Source organism: Janthinobacterium foliorum, from assembly GCF_978021625.1.
Genome location: NZ_CDXDQE010000005.1, coordinates 134,070 through 149,378 on the forward strand (window position 1 = coordinate 134,070; position 15,309 = coordinate 149,378).

19 protein-coding genes are annotated in these 15,309 nt (G+C 59.2%); 2 read left to right on the plus strand and 17 right to left on the minus strand.

The annotated features are described in order from the left end of the window. Positions 1-51: 51 nt before the first annotated feature. From ACZ92H_RS12905 to ACZ92H_RS12975, 15 genes are all read right to left on the minus strand, one after another. Positions 52-453 (minus strand): phage tail terminator-like protein, encoded by a 402-nt coding sequence (locus ACZ92H_RS12905; protein WP_465049670.1) that lies wholly within the window; start codon positions 451-453, stop codon positions 52-54. Beyond that, entirely contained in the window at positions 450-938 is a 489-nt protein-coding gene (locus ACZ92H_RS12910) for a hypothetical protein (RefSeq protein ID WP_465049672.1), read from the minus strand. The genes ACZ92H_RS12905 and ACZ92H_RS12910 overlap by 4 nt, the downstream gene beginning before the upstream one ends. An 8-nt stretch (positions 939-946) precedes the next feature. After that, on the minus strand, positions 947-1,321 hold the full coding sequence (locus tag ACZ92H_RS12915) for a hypothetical protein (protein WP_465049674.1): 375 nt from the start codon (positions 1,319-1,321) through the stop codon (positions 947-949). A gap of 3 nt (positions 1,322-1,324) precedes the next feature. Beyond that, entirely contained in the window at positions 1,325-1,696 is a 372-nt protein-coding gene (locus tag ACZ92H_RS12920) for a hypothetical protein (protein WP_465049675.1), read from the minus strand. After that, positions 1,693-2,208, minus strand: coding sequence for a DnaT-like ssDNA-binding protein (locus tag ACZ92H_RS12925; RefSeq protein ID WP_465049677.1), 516 nt, complete (start codon positions 2,206-2,208; stop codon positions 1,693-1,695). Before ACZ92H_RS12925 ends, ACZ92H_RS12920 begins: the two co-directional genes overlap by 4 nt. Before the next feature lies 1 nt (position 2,209). Next, positions 2,210-2,428, minus strand: coding sequence for a hypothetical protein (locus ACZ92H_RS12930; RefSeq protein ID WP_465049679.1), 219 nt, complete (start codon positions 2,426-2,428; stop codon positions 2,210-2,212). After that, positions 2,428-4,206: a polysaccharide deacetylase family protein gene (locus tag ACZ92H_RS12935; protein WP_465049681.1), complete on the minus strand. Its 1,779-nt coding sequence runs from the start codon at positions 4,204-4,206 to the stop codon at positions 2,428-2,430. Before ACZ92H_RS12935 ends, ACZ92H_RS12930 begins: the two co-directional genes overlap by 1 nt. A 60-nt stretch (positions 4,207-4,266) precedes the next feature. After that, on the minus strand, positions 4,267-4,692 hold the full coding sequence (locus ACZ92H_RS12940) for a hypothetical protein (protein ID WP_465049682.1): 426 nt from the start codon (positions 4,690-4,692) through the stop codon (positions 4,267-4,269). A gap of 53 nt (positions 4,693-4,745) precedes the next feature. Next, positions 4,746-5,915 carry a major capsid protein gene (locus ACZ92H_RS12945; protein WP_465049683.1) on the minus strand — a complete coding sequence of 390 codons (1,170 nt, stop codon included), beginning with the start codon at positions 5,913-5,915 and terminating at the stop codon, positions 4,746-4,748. Positions 5,916-6,081: 166 nt separating this feature from the next. Then, positions 6,082-6,876 (minus strand): DUF6651 domain-containing protein, encoded by a 795-nt coding sequence (locus ACZ92H_RS12950; protein ID WP_465049684.1) that lies wholly within the window; start codon positions 6,874-6,876, stop codon positions 6,082-6,084. A gap of 123 nt (positions 6,877-6,999) precedes the next feature. Continuing rightward, a complete protein-coding gene (locus ACZ92H_RS12955) occupies positions 7,000-8,085 on the minus strand; it encodes a hypothetical protein (RefSeq protein WP_465049685.1) in 1,086 nt (361 codons plus the stop codon). Further along, positions 8,086-9,453 (minus strand): DUF4055 domain-containing protein, encoded by a 1,368-nt coding sequence (locus ACZ92H_RS12960; protein WP_465049686.1) that lies wholly within the window; start codon positions 9,451-9,453, stop codon positions 8,086-8,088. 14 nt (positions 9,454-9,467) lie between these two features. Then, positions 9,468-10,793: a phage terminase large subunit family protein gene (locus ACZ92H_RS12965; RefSeq protein ID WP_465049687.1), complete on the minus strand. Its 1,326-nt coding sequence runs from the start codon at positions 10,791-10,793 to the stop codon at positions 9,468-9,470. Next, positions 10,762-11,238: a DUF2280 domain-containing protein gene (locus ACZ92H_RS12970; protein ID WP_465049688.1), complete on the minus strand. Its 477-nt coding sequence runs from the start codon at positions 11,236-11,238 to the stop codon at positions 10,762-10,764. The genes ACZ92H_RS12965 and ACZ92H_RS12970 overlap by 32 nt, the downstream gene beginning before the upstream one ends. A gap of 30 nt (positions 11,239-11,268) precedes the next feature. Further along, the gene (locus ACZ92H_RS12975) at positions 11,269-11,916 is read right to left on the minus strand and encodes a putative metallopeptidase (RefSeq protein WP_465049689.1); all 648 of its coding nucleotides are present in this window, start codon (positions 11,914-11,916) and stop codon (positions 11,269-11,271) included. Positions 11,917-12,242: 326 nt separating this feature from the next. Here ACZ92H_RS12975 and ACZ92H_RS12980 point away from each other — a divergent pair, with 326 nt between their 5' ends. Together ACZ92H_RS12980 and ACZ92H_RS12985 are read left to right on the plus strand one after the other, a co-directional pair. Continuing rightward, positions 12,243-12,653 (plus strand): KGG domain-containing protein, encoded by a 411-nt coding sequence (locus ACZ92H_RS12980; RefSeq protein WP_465049690.1) that lies wholly within the window; start codon positions 12,243-12,245, stop codon positions 12,651-12,653. Positions 12,654-12,716: 63 nt separating this feature from the next. Then, complete coding sequence (locus tag ACZ92H_RS12985; protein WP_465049691.1) at positions 12,717-13,238, plus strand: hemerythrin domain-containing protein; 522 nt, start codon at positions 12,717-12,719, stop codon at positions 13,236-13,238. Positions 13,239-13,523: 285 nt separating this feature from the next. Here the strand turns inward: ACZ92H_RS12985 and ACZ92H_RS12990 are convergent, their stop codons facing one another. Continuing rightward, positions 13,524-14,066, minus strand: a complete 543-nt coding sequence (locus tag ACZ92H_RS12990; RefSeq protein WP_465049692.1) for a hypothetical protein — start codon at positions 14,064-14,066, stop codon at positions 13,524-13,526. 115 nt (positions 14,067-14,181) lie between these two features. Beyond that, positions 14,182-15,189 carry a 2-hydroxyacid dehydrogenase gene (locus ACZ92H_RS12995; RefSeq protein WP_465049693.1) on the minus strand — a complete coding sequence of 336 codons (1,008 nt, stop codon included), beginning with the start codon at positions 15,187-15,189 and terminating at the stop codon, positions 14,182-14,184. Positions 15,190-15,309: the final 120 nt, after the last annotated feature.

The following is a 15,309-nucleotide window of genomic DNA, read 5'->3' on the forward strand; positions in this document are numbered from 1 at the left end:
CTTTGGTCGAAAAAAAAGACCGCCGAGGCGATCTGTGTGGGGTGATGCGAGTTACAGGTTGCAGAAGTACCGGACCTTGACAGGGACCATCCAACGGTCGCCGTCCTCGCGGCCGTCCGCGATTTCAGGCGTGCGCTCGATCTGCACGGTCACATCGCCCTTCGTGAAGCTTGCGCCCCGCTTGAACAGCGCCGCGATCATTTCGGCGCGCGCACCGGCCGCCGCGGTGCCCTGCCCTGGCGGATACAGCAAGCTGACCTGGAAGATGCCGCGCTCCTGGCGGGCGCCGTCGCCCATAGAATAGTTGTTTGGCTCAGCCGGCAGCAGGTAGGCAGCCTGGTAAGGTCGGTCGACAACCGGTTTATACGGCATGTTCTGCCATGCTGTGTCGATGCCCGGCGCGAGGCTGGCCAGGGCCGCCTCCAGTGCCGCGCGTATTGTTGGTTGGCTCATAATTTATAGGTCGAATAGCCCTGCGCAAACTCGCTTGCAGTGGTTCCATTGCGTGCACCGTTCACAGCGTCATCCACAATGTTGCGGAATTCCACGACCGTCAGGGCAACCACGCCAACAGGCGCCTGGCGGGACCAGCCCTCCTCGATGCGACGGGCATAGGGCAAATTATTCACAAGGAAGATCACGTCGCCCGCCTTCGCCGTGTTGATCGTGCTACCGTGGGCAGCTATTGTGGCGCTACCGTCCTTGTCGATCAGGTCGCGCACGCCTGCAGCCGGGGAGCCGATGGACAGTTGCCAGTTGGCGCGGAAGCGGCCCCCGGTGTAGCCGGGTGGCGGTTTGTGCTTCCAGAACTTGGCATCACCTACCGGCGAGCGCTGCACCAGCTTGTTGTCGACCTTCATGGTGACAGCGCGCACCACCAGATCCTTATTAGCCTTCGTCTTCGCGATAAACTCGGCGATCTGCATGGAAAATGACATACCGGCCATCAAAGCCCCCTGAGTTGCAGCGTGTGCAGCACGGCCACGTCGACCGGCGCTGTAGTTTCGACAGCCTTCACCGTGTAACTGGCTCCGCCGAACAGCACCAGGTCGGCCGCAGTCGGCGCCGGCATCGGCGCGCCGTTGCGCTGCAGCGGCGACAGCAGCAGCTGCTGGTCGCCCGCCTGGATCAGCGTGCCGTCGATGTTCTCGGCCTCGTAGTTGATCTTGACGCCCGTGCCTTCATAGTCGGTGGGGGTGCTGGGCGCCGTACCCAGGTCAGGGTCGTATTCACCAGTCACGATCTGACGCAGCACCACGATGCCGCCCTTGCGGCGCAGCGACTGATCGGCGCGGGCGGCAGTTTTGGCGTAGTCGGTCATAGGCTATGGCACTTTCAAGTAGTCATATGGCGGCGTCTCGGCAAAGCGCACAGCCTTGATCGTGGTCTTGCCGTCGATCAGCGCGCGCAGCACACGATGCCAGCCATCCATGATGAAGCCTTGCTGGCACATGATGATCGGATGGCTGGTGTCAACGTCCAATGCGCGCCGCACGTGATGCGCGATCCCGTAGGCCGATCCAACAGGGGTCCAGACCTCGCTGCCGGAGTAAATCGCCGCCAGTGGCAGGTCGAACGGCTCCAAATTCATGGCGCGCGCGATCAGGTTTGTGACGGTCCATACCTTCCCATCGGAACTGTATGTGTTATCAGCGACGAAACAGCCATCGATCTTCACTGCGGGGTATGCGCTCATGCTCGTGTCACCTTGATCGAATTGCTGCCACCGGCCGCGCCGATGTAAGGCGCCAAGAGCGCGTCTACCGCCACGAAGCGCTCACGCGCATCAGTAGTGCTCTGGAAGTATTCTGTTTCGAGCGGGCCGGTCTTGTCTTTTTTGATCGCGTTAGAGCCGGTATCGAGGTCCGGCAGCAGATCCTCGCCGCGGCCAGCACGCACGGCCAGGTCGATACAGGCATTGACCACCTCCGCAGGCACGATGGTGCTGGGCACGGGGAAGCCATCGACTGCCACTCCATAGCGCGGCCAGTCCAGAGCCTGCTGCTGATGCACCCGACGGCCGGCCCAGCGCGCGCGGTAGGTTGCCATGAACAGCATAGCCTTGCGCAGCGCGATCTCCTTGTCAGCCTCGGCCAGCGCCATCCAGGCGCTCTTGCCCAAACTGGCACAACGAGCATCTGCCGCCGCGATGCTGGCGTAGGTTTCGGCATCGCCCAGCCCTGCGCCAGTTTCAATTACGATAGGCATATCAGGCTCCCAACGCGATGGACAACTGCGCTTCGGTCATCGGTACATAGCCCGGGTCAACTGGCATATTGTCCGGGCCATAGCGCCGTACCAAATAGGACAGATCGTTCTCGTCGTGGCTGGTCTTGATCTGCAAAGTGCCCGTGCCCGTCTTCACTTCGGCATACTGGCAGGCATCGCCGCAGCAGTAGTCGCGCCATGCGATATCGTCAATTTTCATCACTGCCCCGTTCCGTAGTAAAAACCTGTGAAGCCATCACACATGCGCACCTTCCCGGCCAGCTGCTGCTGGCGGATGTAAGCGCAGGCTTTCTCAAATGCCGATTTCATCAGCAGCAGATTGTCACCTGTAGCATCTTCGCCGCTGCCAGTGTCGCCCAGGCCGCTGACGCCATGCCAGAACGGGAACCAGGTATCACCGTAGGCGATGATGACGTCGGTCATGCGGTTGATCTGGCTGGCCTTCTGCCAGCCCGCGATCGAGCCGGTCACTCCGGCCGTGATCTTCGAGATGCCGCCCGCCGTAGCACTGCCCCAGTCGCAAGCACCCACGTGGTGCGGGTTATCGATTCCCCATGGGGTAACCGTGATATTGATCTTGCGAGCGTGCCGCTGCATTTTGATGCCCGTGCCCTTGATCACCTTTTCGGAAAGACGGCTGGTGGACGACTGCGGTGACGCGTAGAACTCCAGGCCGCGCGTCATACCGGAATTGAGATACAGCGCAGTGACCGGCACAACCTCGTATGCAATGGCCGACGGTGACGTGATGGTGCCTGTCGCATCAGCGCCGCCCAAGTGGTTGGTTGAATGATTGATGCATTCCCAACCGGCGTCGTAGGCCAATTTCAGCCATGGATTCACGCCGGTCCAGTCCGTCACTACTTTGTCACCGCTGGTCCATATTCTTTTGGGTACAGCGACATACCCTTTCCAGTTGTAGGCGTCGAAGATCGGCAGGTAGTACGTTGGCATATCCGTGCCCACGGAATCCGTGCCCAGCACGATCTGCGCCTGCGAATCGAAATCGGTCCAGATCGAGTCGAAGTAGATGTTGGCGCCCGCCATGCCAGACAGGTCGATCTTCATGCCGGTAATTGCCGCGTCGCGGATATTGGCGGCGGCACCCGTGCCGTACGCGCCAGCCAGCACACCGAACGGGTGATATTCGGTTACACCGGAACCAGCCATGTAGGCGGCAGGGTCGCGCATCACGAATTTGAGAAAATTCCAGCCCTCCCTGACCTGGTTGCTGTTGAATCCGACCGTCAGGGCGTTGGTGTTCGCTGCGCCGGCGTCCGTGGTAAGCGTCATGCCGATGGAACCGGTCGGCGTGCCGCCTGGCTCGTAGCCTGGAAGGTTGTCGATGTAGACCCACAGGCCGATTCGCCCTTTCAGGTCCTTGACGCGCGCGCCAGTGGCGAACGCTGTCAATTTGATTTCGTGCGTGGTCGCCAACGTTGGCGACCACTGCAGCATTTCGGCCTGGCCGGTACGGCTGGTGACGCCTGTGATATTGCCTGCGGCGTCATAGCCAGTGTATCCCTGAGTAAGTGGTGGCGTGCCGCCTGCCACCATCCACATGCCGGCGCTGAAATTGGCAACCAAGCGACCCGCGTTTTTCAGGCTGCGCAGGATCCCGGTCGGCTGGCCAGATGGCAGCAATTTGACGTCACCCACCTGAAGCGGCCCTCGCGAGCCGTTGAATCCGCCCACATCGGTGGCCTGTCGCACAGCAGTCAGGGCTGCGACCTGATTTCCGGCACTCACAGACCCTGTAGTGCACGTTACCAAAAAGCGCTGTGCACCTGTATATGGCCCGATAGGCAACAGCGCGCCAGGGCCGACTGCCCACGATTGCAGCGAGTTCGTGCCGCCCAGCACTGGATCGAGGCGGTACACCACCCCGGAAGTGCCGGCTCCGCCAGTGACGTTCAGGACCTGGCCAACAGGCAGCGTGATGGTTTGCGGCGTGCCGCCGGCGGAGATGGTTGGCATAGCGACTTTCGGGAATGCGGTTTATGGAATGCCCCGGCGCGGGGCGGTGCCGGCCTGGGGTTACGCCTTGGCGGCCTTGGCTGGCTTTTCGGCCGTAACCGCAGCAACTTGTACCTGTGCAGCGGCAGCGTCCTTGGCAACCCGGACGCTCGCGGCTACTTCGCGCAGGCGCTGCGCTTCAGCCTCATTGGCGTTCTCGCGCACGGCGACAGAATCTTCGCGCGCGGCCAGCGCCTGATCGCGTTCGGCTTGATCATCGCTACGCTGGCTCAGCAACAGTTCCAGGTCGTCCAACTGATCCTTGCGCGCCAGCAGTTGCTCACGCCAGGCCAGAAGCTCGGTCATGGTGGGCGCGCCGTCAATGGTATCGCCGCCCAGAGTTTCGCCTTCCAGCAACTCGTGCTTCCTCGGGTCGAAGTCTTTCTTCTCGATCAGGACAAATTCGCCTTGGCTCGAGTGGCTTGGTTTAATCTTGATGGTTGTCATTTCATTCTCGCAAGTTGCCCGACGCCGTGCTGGCCGCCGGGGTGTTTAATGGCTTAGCCGCCGATCAGGTGGCCGCCCAAGTGCGGATTAGGCGCCGCAGTACCCCACGCCAGGTTGACCTCGTAGCGGACCTGGCGCTTCTGCTTGTAGATGCAGAATTCGTAGGTGATGCCCGAGATCGGATCCGGCACCAGCATGACGTCATCGGCCGAGTCGCCGCCTGCTGGCATGGCAGGCGCGCGGGTCGCCAGTTGGAGAGCTGCGCGCTGGAAGAACGCATTGCGCACGGTCGCCGCGATCAGCGTGATGCTGGTTGCTGCAGCCGGGATCGCCTGGCGCAGGCCCGGCGCTTGCAAGCGAATCTGACCGCCGTTCGATGCATCTGCATCGCCAGCGGCCAGAATGTACTGGCTCGGGTCGCCAGCAAATTTCACGATGTCGCCGGCGAGAAAGGCGCCGGTGCCTGCCGCAGCCAGGTTAATCACGGTCGCGCCTTTGGCGTGACCAGCATTACTGGTCGTCGCGGCTGCAGCATTGCCGGCCACGATCAGGTCGCCAATCGCGCCCGAGTTATGAAGGTCGAAGCCCTGAACTACGCTGACGGCGCCACGGCGCAGCAGATCGTCGGTACCGGCTTCGTTCACGCGGAACAGGCCGGCCTGTTTGCCTTCGATATTCGCCATCGCAGCTGAGCCCAGGACCATATGCAGGTCGGACAGCGGCGCGCCATTGTCTTTCAGGATCTTCTTCGGCTGGGCGAAGTCGGACAAGTCGCCCGAGGTACCAAAGGGGATCGTGCCCACAGCGCCATAGGCGCGGCTCAACTTGATACTGGTGGCGGCCAGGTCCGCTTCCACTTCGTTCGTCAGCGTCCGCAAGGCCTGCGCGATACGCTGCTGATTGATGTTGGCGTAAGTGCCAGCGCTTTGCAGGCGCTGGGTATCATCACCGTTGATGCCGAACGGAACGGAGCGCTGCTTCGAGATCGTCATGTCGACGTAGTTGATGGTCTGATTGCCAGCGTCTTCGGCGTACGCGCCTTGCGTCAGGTCTTCAGCGGCCATTGCACCGACAACCGGCGAGCGGACAGTCTGGTTCAGAGCAGCGCGCTCGGCGGTCGAGTCGCGCGACACGGCCGGGATGAAGCCAACTTGCTCGCGCGCAATGACGTTCATTGCTGCATAGATGTCGGGGATGAGGCCGGTAAGGGTAAGGATGGTCATTTGCTAATGCCTTTCGGGAATAAAAAGGCCCGCGTAATGCGAGCCAGTCGGGATGGTTTGAGTTGTAGAACGGATAGGCTATCCAGCCCAAAGCACCCCGCCGACATCCATCAGCAAGGCATAAAAATAGTTCATTGAGAAGACTGGATGAATTGGTTGCAACTGCTTAATCGGTAACGACCGCGCCGCCCTTGATTGCCTCGGCCTGCGCCTGCGGGGCCATGGTAAAGAACTGGGAGCGCGGGATTTCCTTGCCACCGCCGGCGCCGCTCTTGCCGCCACCAGCACCACCACCGGAGGCGCCACTGCCTTTCAGGATCATGTCTTTGTTGGCGTATTGGCCGACCATCACTTGGATGGCCTCATCGAAGTCAGCATGGTTGCCATGATTCGTGGACGAGAAAATGGGGTTGCCCTGCTGGTCCATCGGAACCAGCTTGCCGCCATCGACTTTGAAGCGACTGCCGAAGAAAGTCCGCGCCATGTCAGCTGGGATGGCCAGTTTCTCGGAAATGAATTTGGAGCTCGCAAACGAACCGCCAATGATGTGATCGTTCAGATCATTGGTGAGCTTCGTATTCTGCTCGGTCAGCGTACGCTGCTTTTCTTCGGCTGCGCGGGTCGCCGCAGCAACCGCCTCATTTGCCGAACGAGTGGCGGCGTCCTTGATCTCCTGCACCTTGGCGGCGGTGGTCAAGTCGCCGGAATTTATGTTGGCCATGGTTTGCAATGCGGCGGCAGCGGCGGCGGCATCTTCGATACCAGCATCCTTGAATGGCTTCAGCGCAGCTTCAGCAGCCTCTTTTGCCTGGCGATGGCTCATAGCTTCGCCGTTCAGGCTGGAAATCTTCGCTACGGTAGCGGCGGCGTCGTGCGCAACTTCGCGGCCGTCGTCAAGAATGTAGACTGGCTTGCCATCCTGGACAACGACATTGCCATTTGCATCGAGTTTCAGTTTCATTTGGTGGCTTTCTGGGCATCCGCCCTTGAGAATGGCCTTCCGGCCGTGCACCGCGTCGCGTCCGCTTGCGGCAGAAAAAAGGCCGCCTGGTTGCCCGGGCGGCCTTCGTTGGTATGAAAAATTCTATTTGTACTTCGCCTGCAGCTGCTCCAGCGTCAGCTTCCTGCCCTTGAGGTTCATCAAGTCATTCAGCGTGATTTTGCCAGCCTCGTACATCTCGGCGCGGCCCGGGCCCAGGTATTCGGCGCGCCAGGCCTTGTCCTTGCTGGCCAGGAAGCTGGCGAAATTCAATTTGCTGCTGACTGGGCCGCCGTCGCTGGGCCGCGTGCTCTCGCCCGGCTCGTCCAGCTCGATGCCCAGGTCCTTGAATGACTTGGTGCGCGTGCTGAGCACGCAACGGCAGCTGAAGTGAATGCCGCCCGGCCCACCCGCCCACTCGTGGGTGTGATTGATCGGCTCCTGGTCGTCCAGCGAGTACTCGCGCAGATCGCGCATGGCGCACAGCAGGCAGGTGTGTGAATCCAGCGTGGCCAGCCACACCAGGCACTCGATCAGATCCGCGTTCTCATGGAAGCTGGCCAGGCGCGCGGCATTGGCCACGGCCTGCACCGAGCTGTGCACCAGCGCGCGAGCGTTCGGTTCGGACGTCTTCAGGATGCCGGGCATGACCTCCGCATCGCCGCCGGCGGCCTTGGCACTGGTGCCGACGACGCGCGCCACGATCTGCGAGGTCGTTTCACCCTGTGCCGCGCCGAGCCGGACCTGGCTGGCGAAGCGGAATTGCGTGTCGAGCGCCTGGCGTTTCCACCAGTTGGCAGACGAGGCGCCCTTGATCAGCGTGTCGCCGACCAGCTTTTCAAGGTAGGTCGCTGGCGGCAGCTTGGCGCCCAGCTCGATCTTGAGGCCCTGGGTCAGCACCTTGGCGGTGTAGTCAGCCTCGATGCGGGTCATACCCAACAGGTTGCGCATGGCTTCCGCTTCCATGCCGCTGTAATGCGAGGCGATGACAGCGTTCGATTCCCGCAGCAGCGCGGCCAGCCGCTGTTTGCCATAACTCGACACCTCCCCCTCGCCCAGCTTGGCAGCCAGCTCCTTCGACATGGCACCCATCAGCGCAACGATCTTGCCCTGCACGTCAGCCGAAAAGCGCAGCAGGTTCAGCGAATGCACGAGAAACATCTCGGCAATCCACTCTTCGAGCGCGCCCATCTAACCCCCCGTCAGGTCAGGCCCGCTCGACTGGATGCGCTCCTGCTCCGTTTCCCAGTCCAGATCCGGCGACAGGATGCCGCGGCGCTGCAGCTCGTTGAAGTACGTTTCGCCCGAGATTTTCCCGCCGGTAGCACTCTTGAACAGCAGCTCTGCACTGGCCTCAGCCAGCGACGCGGCGCCGAAGTCCTTGAAAATGGTGATGTGACCGCCTTCGCCCTCCCCCACCCATTCAGCCATGAACTGCAGCGCCTGGTCGCCAGCGTCCTCGACATTGCCTGCGATCTTCTGCAGCGCGCATGCGCCCTGTTCGTTGTCGGCCAGGGTCTGCGATTCGGTCACGTTGCCGGGCTTGATCACCAGCAGTTCAGCGCCGGCCTGGCGCATGCGGTCTTCCAGGTCGAGGATGGACAGGCGGCCTGCCTCAATGGCCTTCCCGCCGTGTTCAACGAATTTCAGGTCGCCCTCTGGCGAATCCGACTTCACTGCCGTCCCGGCGCCGACCGTGATGCCGCCCTCGCCCAGCATCTTGGAGAACAGGATCGGGACGCGCGCGACGTGCAGGATATTCTGCTGGTCGCTCTTGCTCTGCCAGTGCTCGATGTTGCTGTGCGCCAGCTCAAGCAGCGGCGGCGTGGCCTGCATGTAGCCCAGGCGCTTGCCGTAGACCGGCACGAAGGGGATAGTTTTCAGGCTCGTGACACCTTCCTCGAACAGCGCCCATTCCTTCTTGCTACCTGCCTCGCGCTGGCGCCAGATCTGCCAGGTGCCGCGCCCCAACACGCGCACCTGCTCAATTTCCTTGGTGTCGAAGTCGCCATTCGGCTCGGACACGCTTTCCAGCAGCCGCAACTGGGTCAGCCCGTTTAGACTGGTCGCATTTTTCGGCAGCCAGCCCAGGACGTTCTGCACGTGGACCTGGACGAAATACGGGCGCACGCCTGCGGCCTGCTCGTCGGCCTTCGTCACCAGGTTGTCAGCCTTGGGAAAGTCGACCAGGATGCCGGCGAAGCCGTAGCCCATCGCCTCCTGGGTGATCTCAGACAGGAAGCTATGCAGGTCGCGGCCGGACAGGTCGACATTTTGCAGCCAAGGCTTCAAGCGTTCCGGCACGTCTTCGCCCAGCGTCACCGGCTTGCTGAACGGCTTGGCCGACAGCACGTCGATGGTGCGGGCATAGGCCGGAAACAGCGTTGCGACGGCCAAACGGAGGTCGTAGCTCGCACTATCCTCGCCCGGCCACTGCGGCAGATATTTCTTGCCGGCGGCACGCATGGTCTTGGTGCCGCCCAGCAGCGCGGCGATCAGCGCGCAATCCTCGTTCAGCTTTGCGGCTTCGGCTGATTGTTTGCGTACGGCGTCGGTCATGGAAATCCTCGTTGTTACATGCGCAGCGGCGCTGTGGTGGTCGTGCGACTCGTCACTGGCCAGCGCTTGGTGATGAAGTAGCCGCCGGCATCATTGGCGTGGTCAAAGCCGCCCTTCTTGTCCGGCTCTCCCTTGTCGTCATAAATCTGACGCTCCAGGCTGAGCGTGTATTTTGGGCACTTGGTGGCATTGACTAGCATGCGGCGCTGGTCGTAGGTGTTGCACAGCATCGCGTTGACGCTGTTGATCCGGTCTTTCACCGCAGGATTCGCATGGTCGACCACTACCGTGAAGCCAGCGGCGCGCAGCAGCGACAGGTCTGATTCGCTGGCACCACTGCTCTTACGGTTCTGGCCGGACGCATCCGGATAAATCGTTATCAGGTGCTGCTGGCCGGCCTGCTTGTAACGCGCCTCGATCTTCTCGATCATGGCCGGCGTGTCGAACACCTCCATGAATTCATCGACAGCGCGCGGCAGGTCGTCGCGAATCACGAAAACAACCGCGGCGCCTTTGCCGACGTTGAAGTCCATGCCGATATGCAGCGCGTCGCCCGGCTTGACCGTGTCGTCGGTATGGTTGCGGCGCCGATCGAAGCAGTAGTAAATGACGCCCTGATAGTTCTCGAAGCTTGCCAGATACTCTTGGCGGAACGTGCGCGGATCCATCTTGCGCCGCGCGGCTTCGATCTCTTCGGCCGGGACGTTGCCGCCGTCGACCGACGTGTACAGCCAGCTTTTGTGGTCAGGCTCACGGCCCTGGCCGTCCAGATAACTGTCGTAGCAGTGATTGAAGCCTTTCGGCGTGCCGATGCGCAGCGCATGTCCACCAACCCGCTCCTCGCCGTTGATGACGAAGCGGCAGGTCGACAGCATCGGCCGAAGCACCTCCTCCCACGCGGCGTACACGCAATCGGCCCATTCATCGACAAGCGCGAAGAACAGGCCGGAGCCGCGCAGGTTGTCGTAGGCATCCAGCCCGACAATACGGATGACGTGGCCCGCCTTGGTGGTAATCGAGCATTCCGTCTCGTTCGGCTTCCCGGCGCGCCAGCTGGGCGGGATAGCCTGCTTGAGGCGCTTCCAGAACACGCGCTTCGCCTGCTTGAACGTCGGCGCACAATACCAGATCTCGTCCTCAGTGCTGACGTTCCACTCGGCGGCCAGGCGCGCAGCACGGCGAATCTCGGCTTTGCCCAGGAACGTCTTACCGAAGCGCCGGCCGCACACCGCATCGCGGAAGCGTGCCTTCTTTTGCCATCCCCAGCAATAAATGTTCGCCTGCTTCGGCGTCAGCGCGACGGGCCCTTCAGAGAATCGGGCTGTCGGGGAGGTCTTCATCGGGCTTCAATATGTATTCAGGCGCGACCGGCATGCCTTCGCCGGTATCACCTGGTGCTTTCGGCGCATCAAGGCGGCGGTTCACGTACACGTCGCCCACTTCTTTGGCGGCCTGCTCAATCACGGCGACGGCCAGCGCGATATTGCGCATGCCCTCGGCCTGCTGCGCCATCCTGGCCAGCGCGCGCAAACGAAAGGCGCGGCTGGCAATCGGGATGGCCGCCGTATCCTCGCGGAACTTGGTGCGTGTGTCGTTGAAAATCGTTCGCCACTTCAGGCTGAGGTTGCGCCCGACGTAGCAGTTCGGGTCGTAGCACGCCACCTGCTGGCGGAGGACATCGAGGCCAAATTCCTCTTTTACCGCTTTCGCCACCTGCGTCGGCGTGTCGTAGCAGGCCAGCGCTTGGACGATGAACTGCTTCACTTCGTCTCGTAGTGCTGCCATAGTTGCCTTCCGGTAAAGCCAGCGTAAAGCCTACGCGGCCTTCAGTAGGCAGGTTCCGCACGCCCTCGCTATGTTGATTTTCGCCACTTCTGGCGCTGTCTTTGCTGCGTCGATGATGCGCTGCACGTCCTCGCTTGCGCCGTAGCGGCGGACCACACCGACGAATTCTTCGACGTCGTGGCCGCGCATGCACAGCTTCGGCAGCCCGTACTTGTTGAAAGCTGGCGCGCCGAATTCGTCCTGCTCCTGGGCGATGTGATACAGCTCGTGCTCGAGCAGCGCGCAGAACTCGGCGTCGCTGCAGGTCAGGCAATACGATGCGTCCAAGGTGATGAGGAAATCCGGCACCGCGCCGAACCAGTCGACCATCTGCTGTTGCTGGCGGCCCTTCTGCCACGGCCCGCAGCGGAACGTCACTTCTTCGCACTCGCCCAGCACGGTGCGGCCTGCCTTCACGAAACCCATGGGCGCCCACAGGAACTGCACGTCGGCATATTCCAAGTGCGCGTGGTCCTCGTTATAGAGCGCGCCGCCTTCGGTGAGAATGGTTGCGCGTGCCCATTTGAGCACCTCGGGCGCGGGCATGTACCGATTATTCAGCGGGTCGGCAAATTCACACGGCGGCATTGGGCGCATTCCATCAAACGTCTTTACCCCGCACGTTTTTCTCTTCGTCATCTTTTCGAATTTCAAAATTGCGCACTGTAATTATGAAACTATGTAGTCGCTTATTAGCAAAGGCTTACTTTTAATGCTCAGAAATCATTATTAAAAAAATAAACAGATAATTGTCAATTGCTTAATTGATCGAGAAAAGCAATTAATTTCCATCTGCCAATTATTGTTTTTATCAATAAATATGCGACAGTTTTCTCCTACACAAGCGCGGCCGCGTGCCCCACGCGGCTTTGTCGATCTAGAGTTTAATATGAATTCACCTTAATGCATCGGATAAATCAATACTGATGAGCAAGGTAACCTTTTCATAAATCGGAGACACTATCATGAGTAACTCTAGCAAGGATCAAGGCAATAGTGGCAAAAGCGGTAATCAGTCCAGCAATGCTAGCCAGGATAAACAGAGCCAGGGCAAAAAAGGTGGGCAAAGCGAGCAGAGCGATACCGGCAATCGCGGGTTCGCATCGATGGATCCTGAACGTCAGCGCGAAATCGCTGCTGAAGGCGGACGTGCTGCACACGCGTCCGGCAACGCACACGAATTCACTTCAAAGGAAGGCAAAGAAGCTGGCTCAATGAGCCACAAGAACGACGGCAACCAGCAAAGTGCCGGCGGTAGTGGGAGTTCGGGTAGCAAATCGGATGGAAACCAAAACGGTAAATCTTCAACCGGCAGCGGCAGCAGTGGTGGTTCGGATTCGAAGTCCTCGGGATCGAACACCGGTAATCGCAAGTAAATTTTAAGCAATCATGGCGCACTTGTATAAAAAGTGCGCCATTCTTTTCTGGGAGAATTGATCATGGCCACCCAACGCGCACAGGCAGATGCCAATCAAAGCACGAATCCAACTTCAACTGCCGACAGCGTCGACGCGATTGAGCTGCTCACCCAAGATCATCGAAACGTCAAAGATCTGTTTGAACAGTATGAAGCACTGAGTGATCGAGCATTTATTGGAAAAAAAAAGCTTGCAGAAAAAATTTGTCTTGAATTAACAAAACATGCAACCGCAGAGGAGGAAATTTTCTATCCTGCCGTTCGTCAAGCAAGTAAAAAAAATGAGGACCTAATTGACGAAGCAACTGTCGAACATGCCTCTGCGAAATCGTTGATTGCGCAAATTCTGGCCATGGAGCCGAGCGATGACCTTTATGACGCGAACATCAAAGTTCTTTCCGAGCAAATTGATCACCACGTCCAGGAAGAAGAATCTGAAATGTTCCCTAAAGCTCGCAACGCAAAAATCGACCTAGTTGCACTTGGTGCGGAAATTGCTGCCCGAAAAGAAGAAGTACCCCTTCCCGAGCCAGGTCAACATTGATCCCTCTATTCTGACGTCTTGTTTCACAACCGGTCCAGAGTACTCGATTTTCTCAATGTTAAAAGCCCGTGTTCAACGGGCTTTTATCTTTTTTCATGGCTATGCTGATATGCACAATAAATCCAAGGCGTGCAGGTACCGCGCTGGGTCCGGGTACTGTCGCGAGTTCCAGCTATCGGCGGCGCGACGCGCACATTACGATTTCCGGAAGAATTTTCTTGAACTGAGGTGTGAAGTATACCGCAGAAATACTGTTTGTAAACACAGGCTTAAAGAATATCAGCGCTACTGTTCGCCCCCACGCAGCAACCCCCCTGCGCGCCCGGAATGGCTGTCGTAAATGGCGCTGAGTTCGCTCACCATATCCTTGACGCGCTCCAGCTCCAGTCCGGCCACGCCGTACACTGGCGCCACGCCGGTTCCTTTGCAGGACGTGCACTGCCCGTTCCCCAGCAGCAACTTGACGCCGGTACCGCTGCAGCCCTTGCACTTGCCGTCGAGCCAGTGCGCCAGCGACTTCTCGGCCACACGCCGATACAGCGCCTGCGCCGACTGCGCATCCCAGGCCGTGTTTTCCGGCACCCAGCGGCGCGCGCGGGCGCGCTTGATAACCTCGACTGTCCAAATACGCAGCAGCTGCGCCAAGTTCTGCTGATTGCCCTCGAACATGCGGTTGAGCGTGCCGTCGGCGTACTTCACGCGGCACAGCAGCGCGCCGATGCCGCCGGCAAGCGCCGCAGCGGCCAGCGGGTCAGTCTGATGGTGCTGTGCGTCGTCCATCAGGTTGCTCGATCCGATTGACGCAACATACTTTTCAGCAAATCCCATGCTCTACTCCTGTCTGAATTCGACAATCGTAGCACAGGATTTCAGCCGCCTAGCAGAGGGAAGCCGCAGGAGCAACGCAAGCGACGCACTGCTCACTTTGGCGAAAAAAAAATCATTAATATGTCCCAGGCACAAGGTTTGCACACTCCGCGCCAAGCTGATATGCACACAAGTTCTCGAAGGTTGTTGCAGCGATTTCCCGCATCGCTTCTATTGTAAAGAAACCTTGATGTCCGGTAACAAGCACGTTCGGAAAAGTCATCAGGCGCTGGAAAATGTCATCGGTAATGATGTCACCTGACCGATCCTCAAAGAAAAGGTTGCTTTCCTGCTCATATACATCGATGGCCAAGGAACCCAGTTGACGAGCCTTCAAAGCTTCAATCACCGCTTGGGTATCGATGAGAGCGCCGCGCGACGTATTGATCAGCATAGCGCCCTCCTTCATCAGGTTTAATGTGTCACCATTTATGAGATGGTGAGTATCCGTTGTGAGAGGGCAATGCAAGGAGACAAAGTCCGACTCAGATAGCAATTCCGACAACTCAACCATTTCGCCAAATGCCTCAAATGCTGGAGAGGGAAAAGGATCAAAGCCTAGGAGTCGGCAGCCAAACCCGTGAAAAATCCTTGCAGTTGCCAAGCCAATTTTTCCTGTGCCAATGATGCCCACAGTCTTCCCGTGCAGATTGGTGCCGAGGAGCCCATCAAGCGCAAAATTGCCTTCGCGCACCCGCGCATATGCGCGATGGGTTCTGCGATTCAATGTAAGAGTCAGAGCCAAGGCGTGTTCAGCAACGGCTTCTGGTGAGTAAGCAGGAACGCGTGCAACGAAAAAGTCTAAGCGTCGGGCGGCTTCCGTGTCGAGATTATTGAAACCTGCACAACGTAGCAAAATTGCGCGGACACCTATATGAGCGAGCGCATGCAGCACTTCAGCATCAAGCACATCGTTCACAAAGACGCAAATTGCCTGGCAGCCTTGAGCAAGTGACACCGACTGCAAGGACAAGGATTCTGTGTGAAAACGCAGCTCCACAGCATCACGAGCATCGCGTTGATCCGCTTTCTCATTGAGAAAACGCCGATCATATGGTTGGGAGCTGAATACAGCGATTTTCATCGTAAAAGTCCTTCGCACTATAGTGCTTCGAGCAGGTTAAAAACACATTACCAATGGAGGTTACTCCACAATCTATGGTGTGCCCACGCAATTGAACACATACGAGGTCCGTGGCCACAT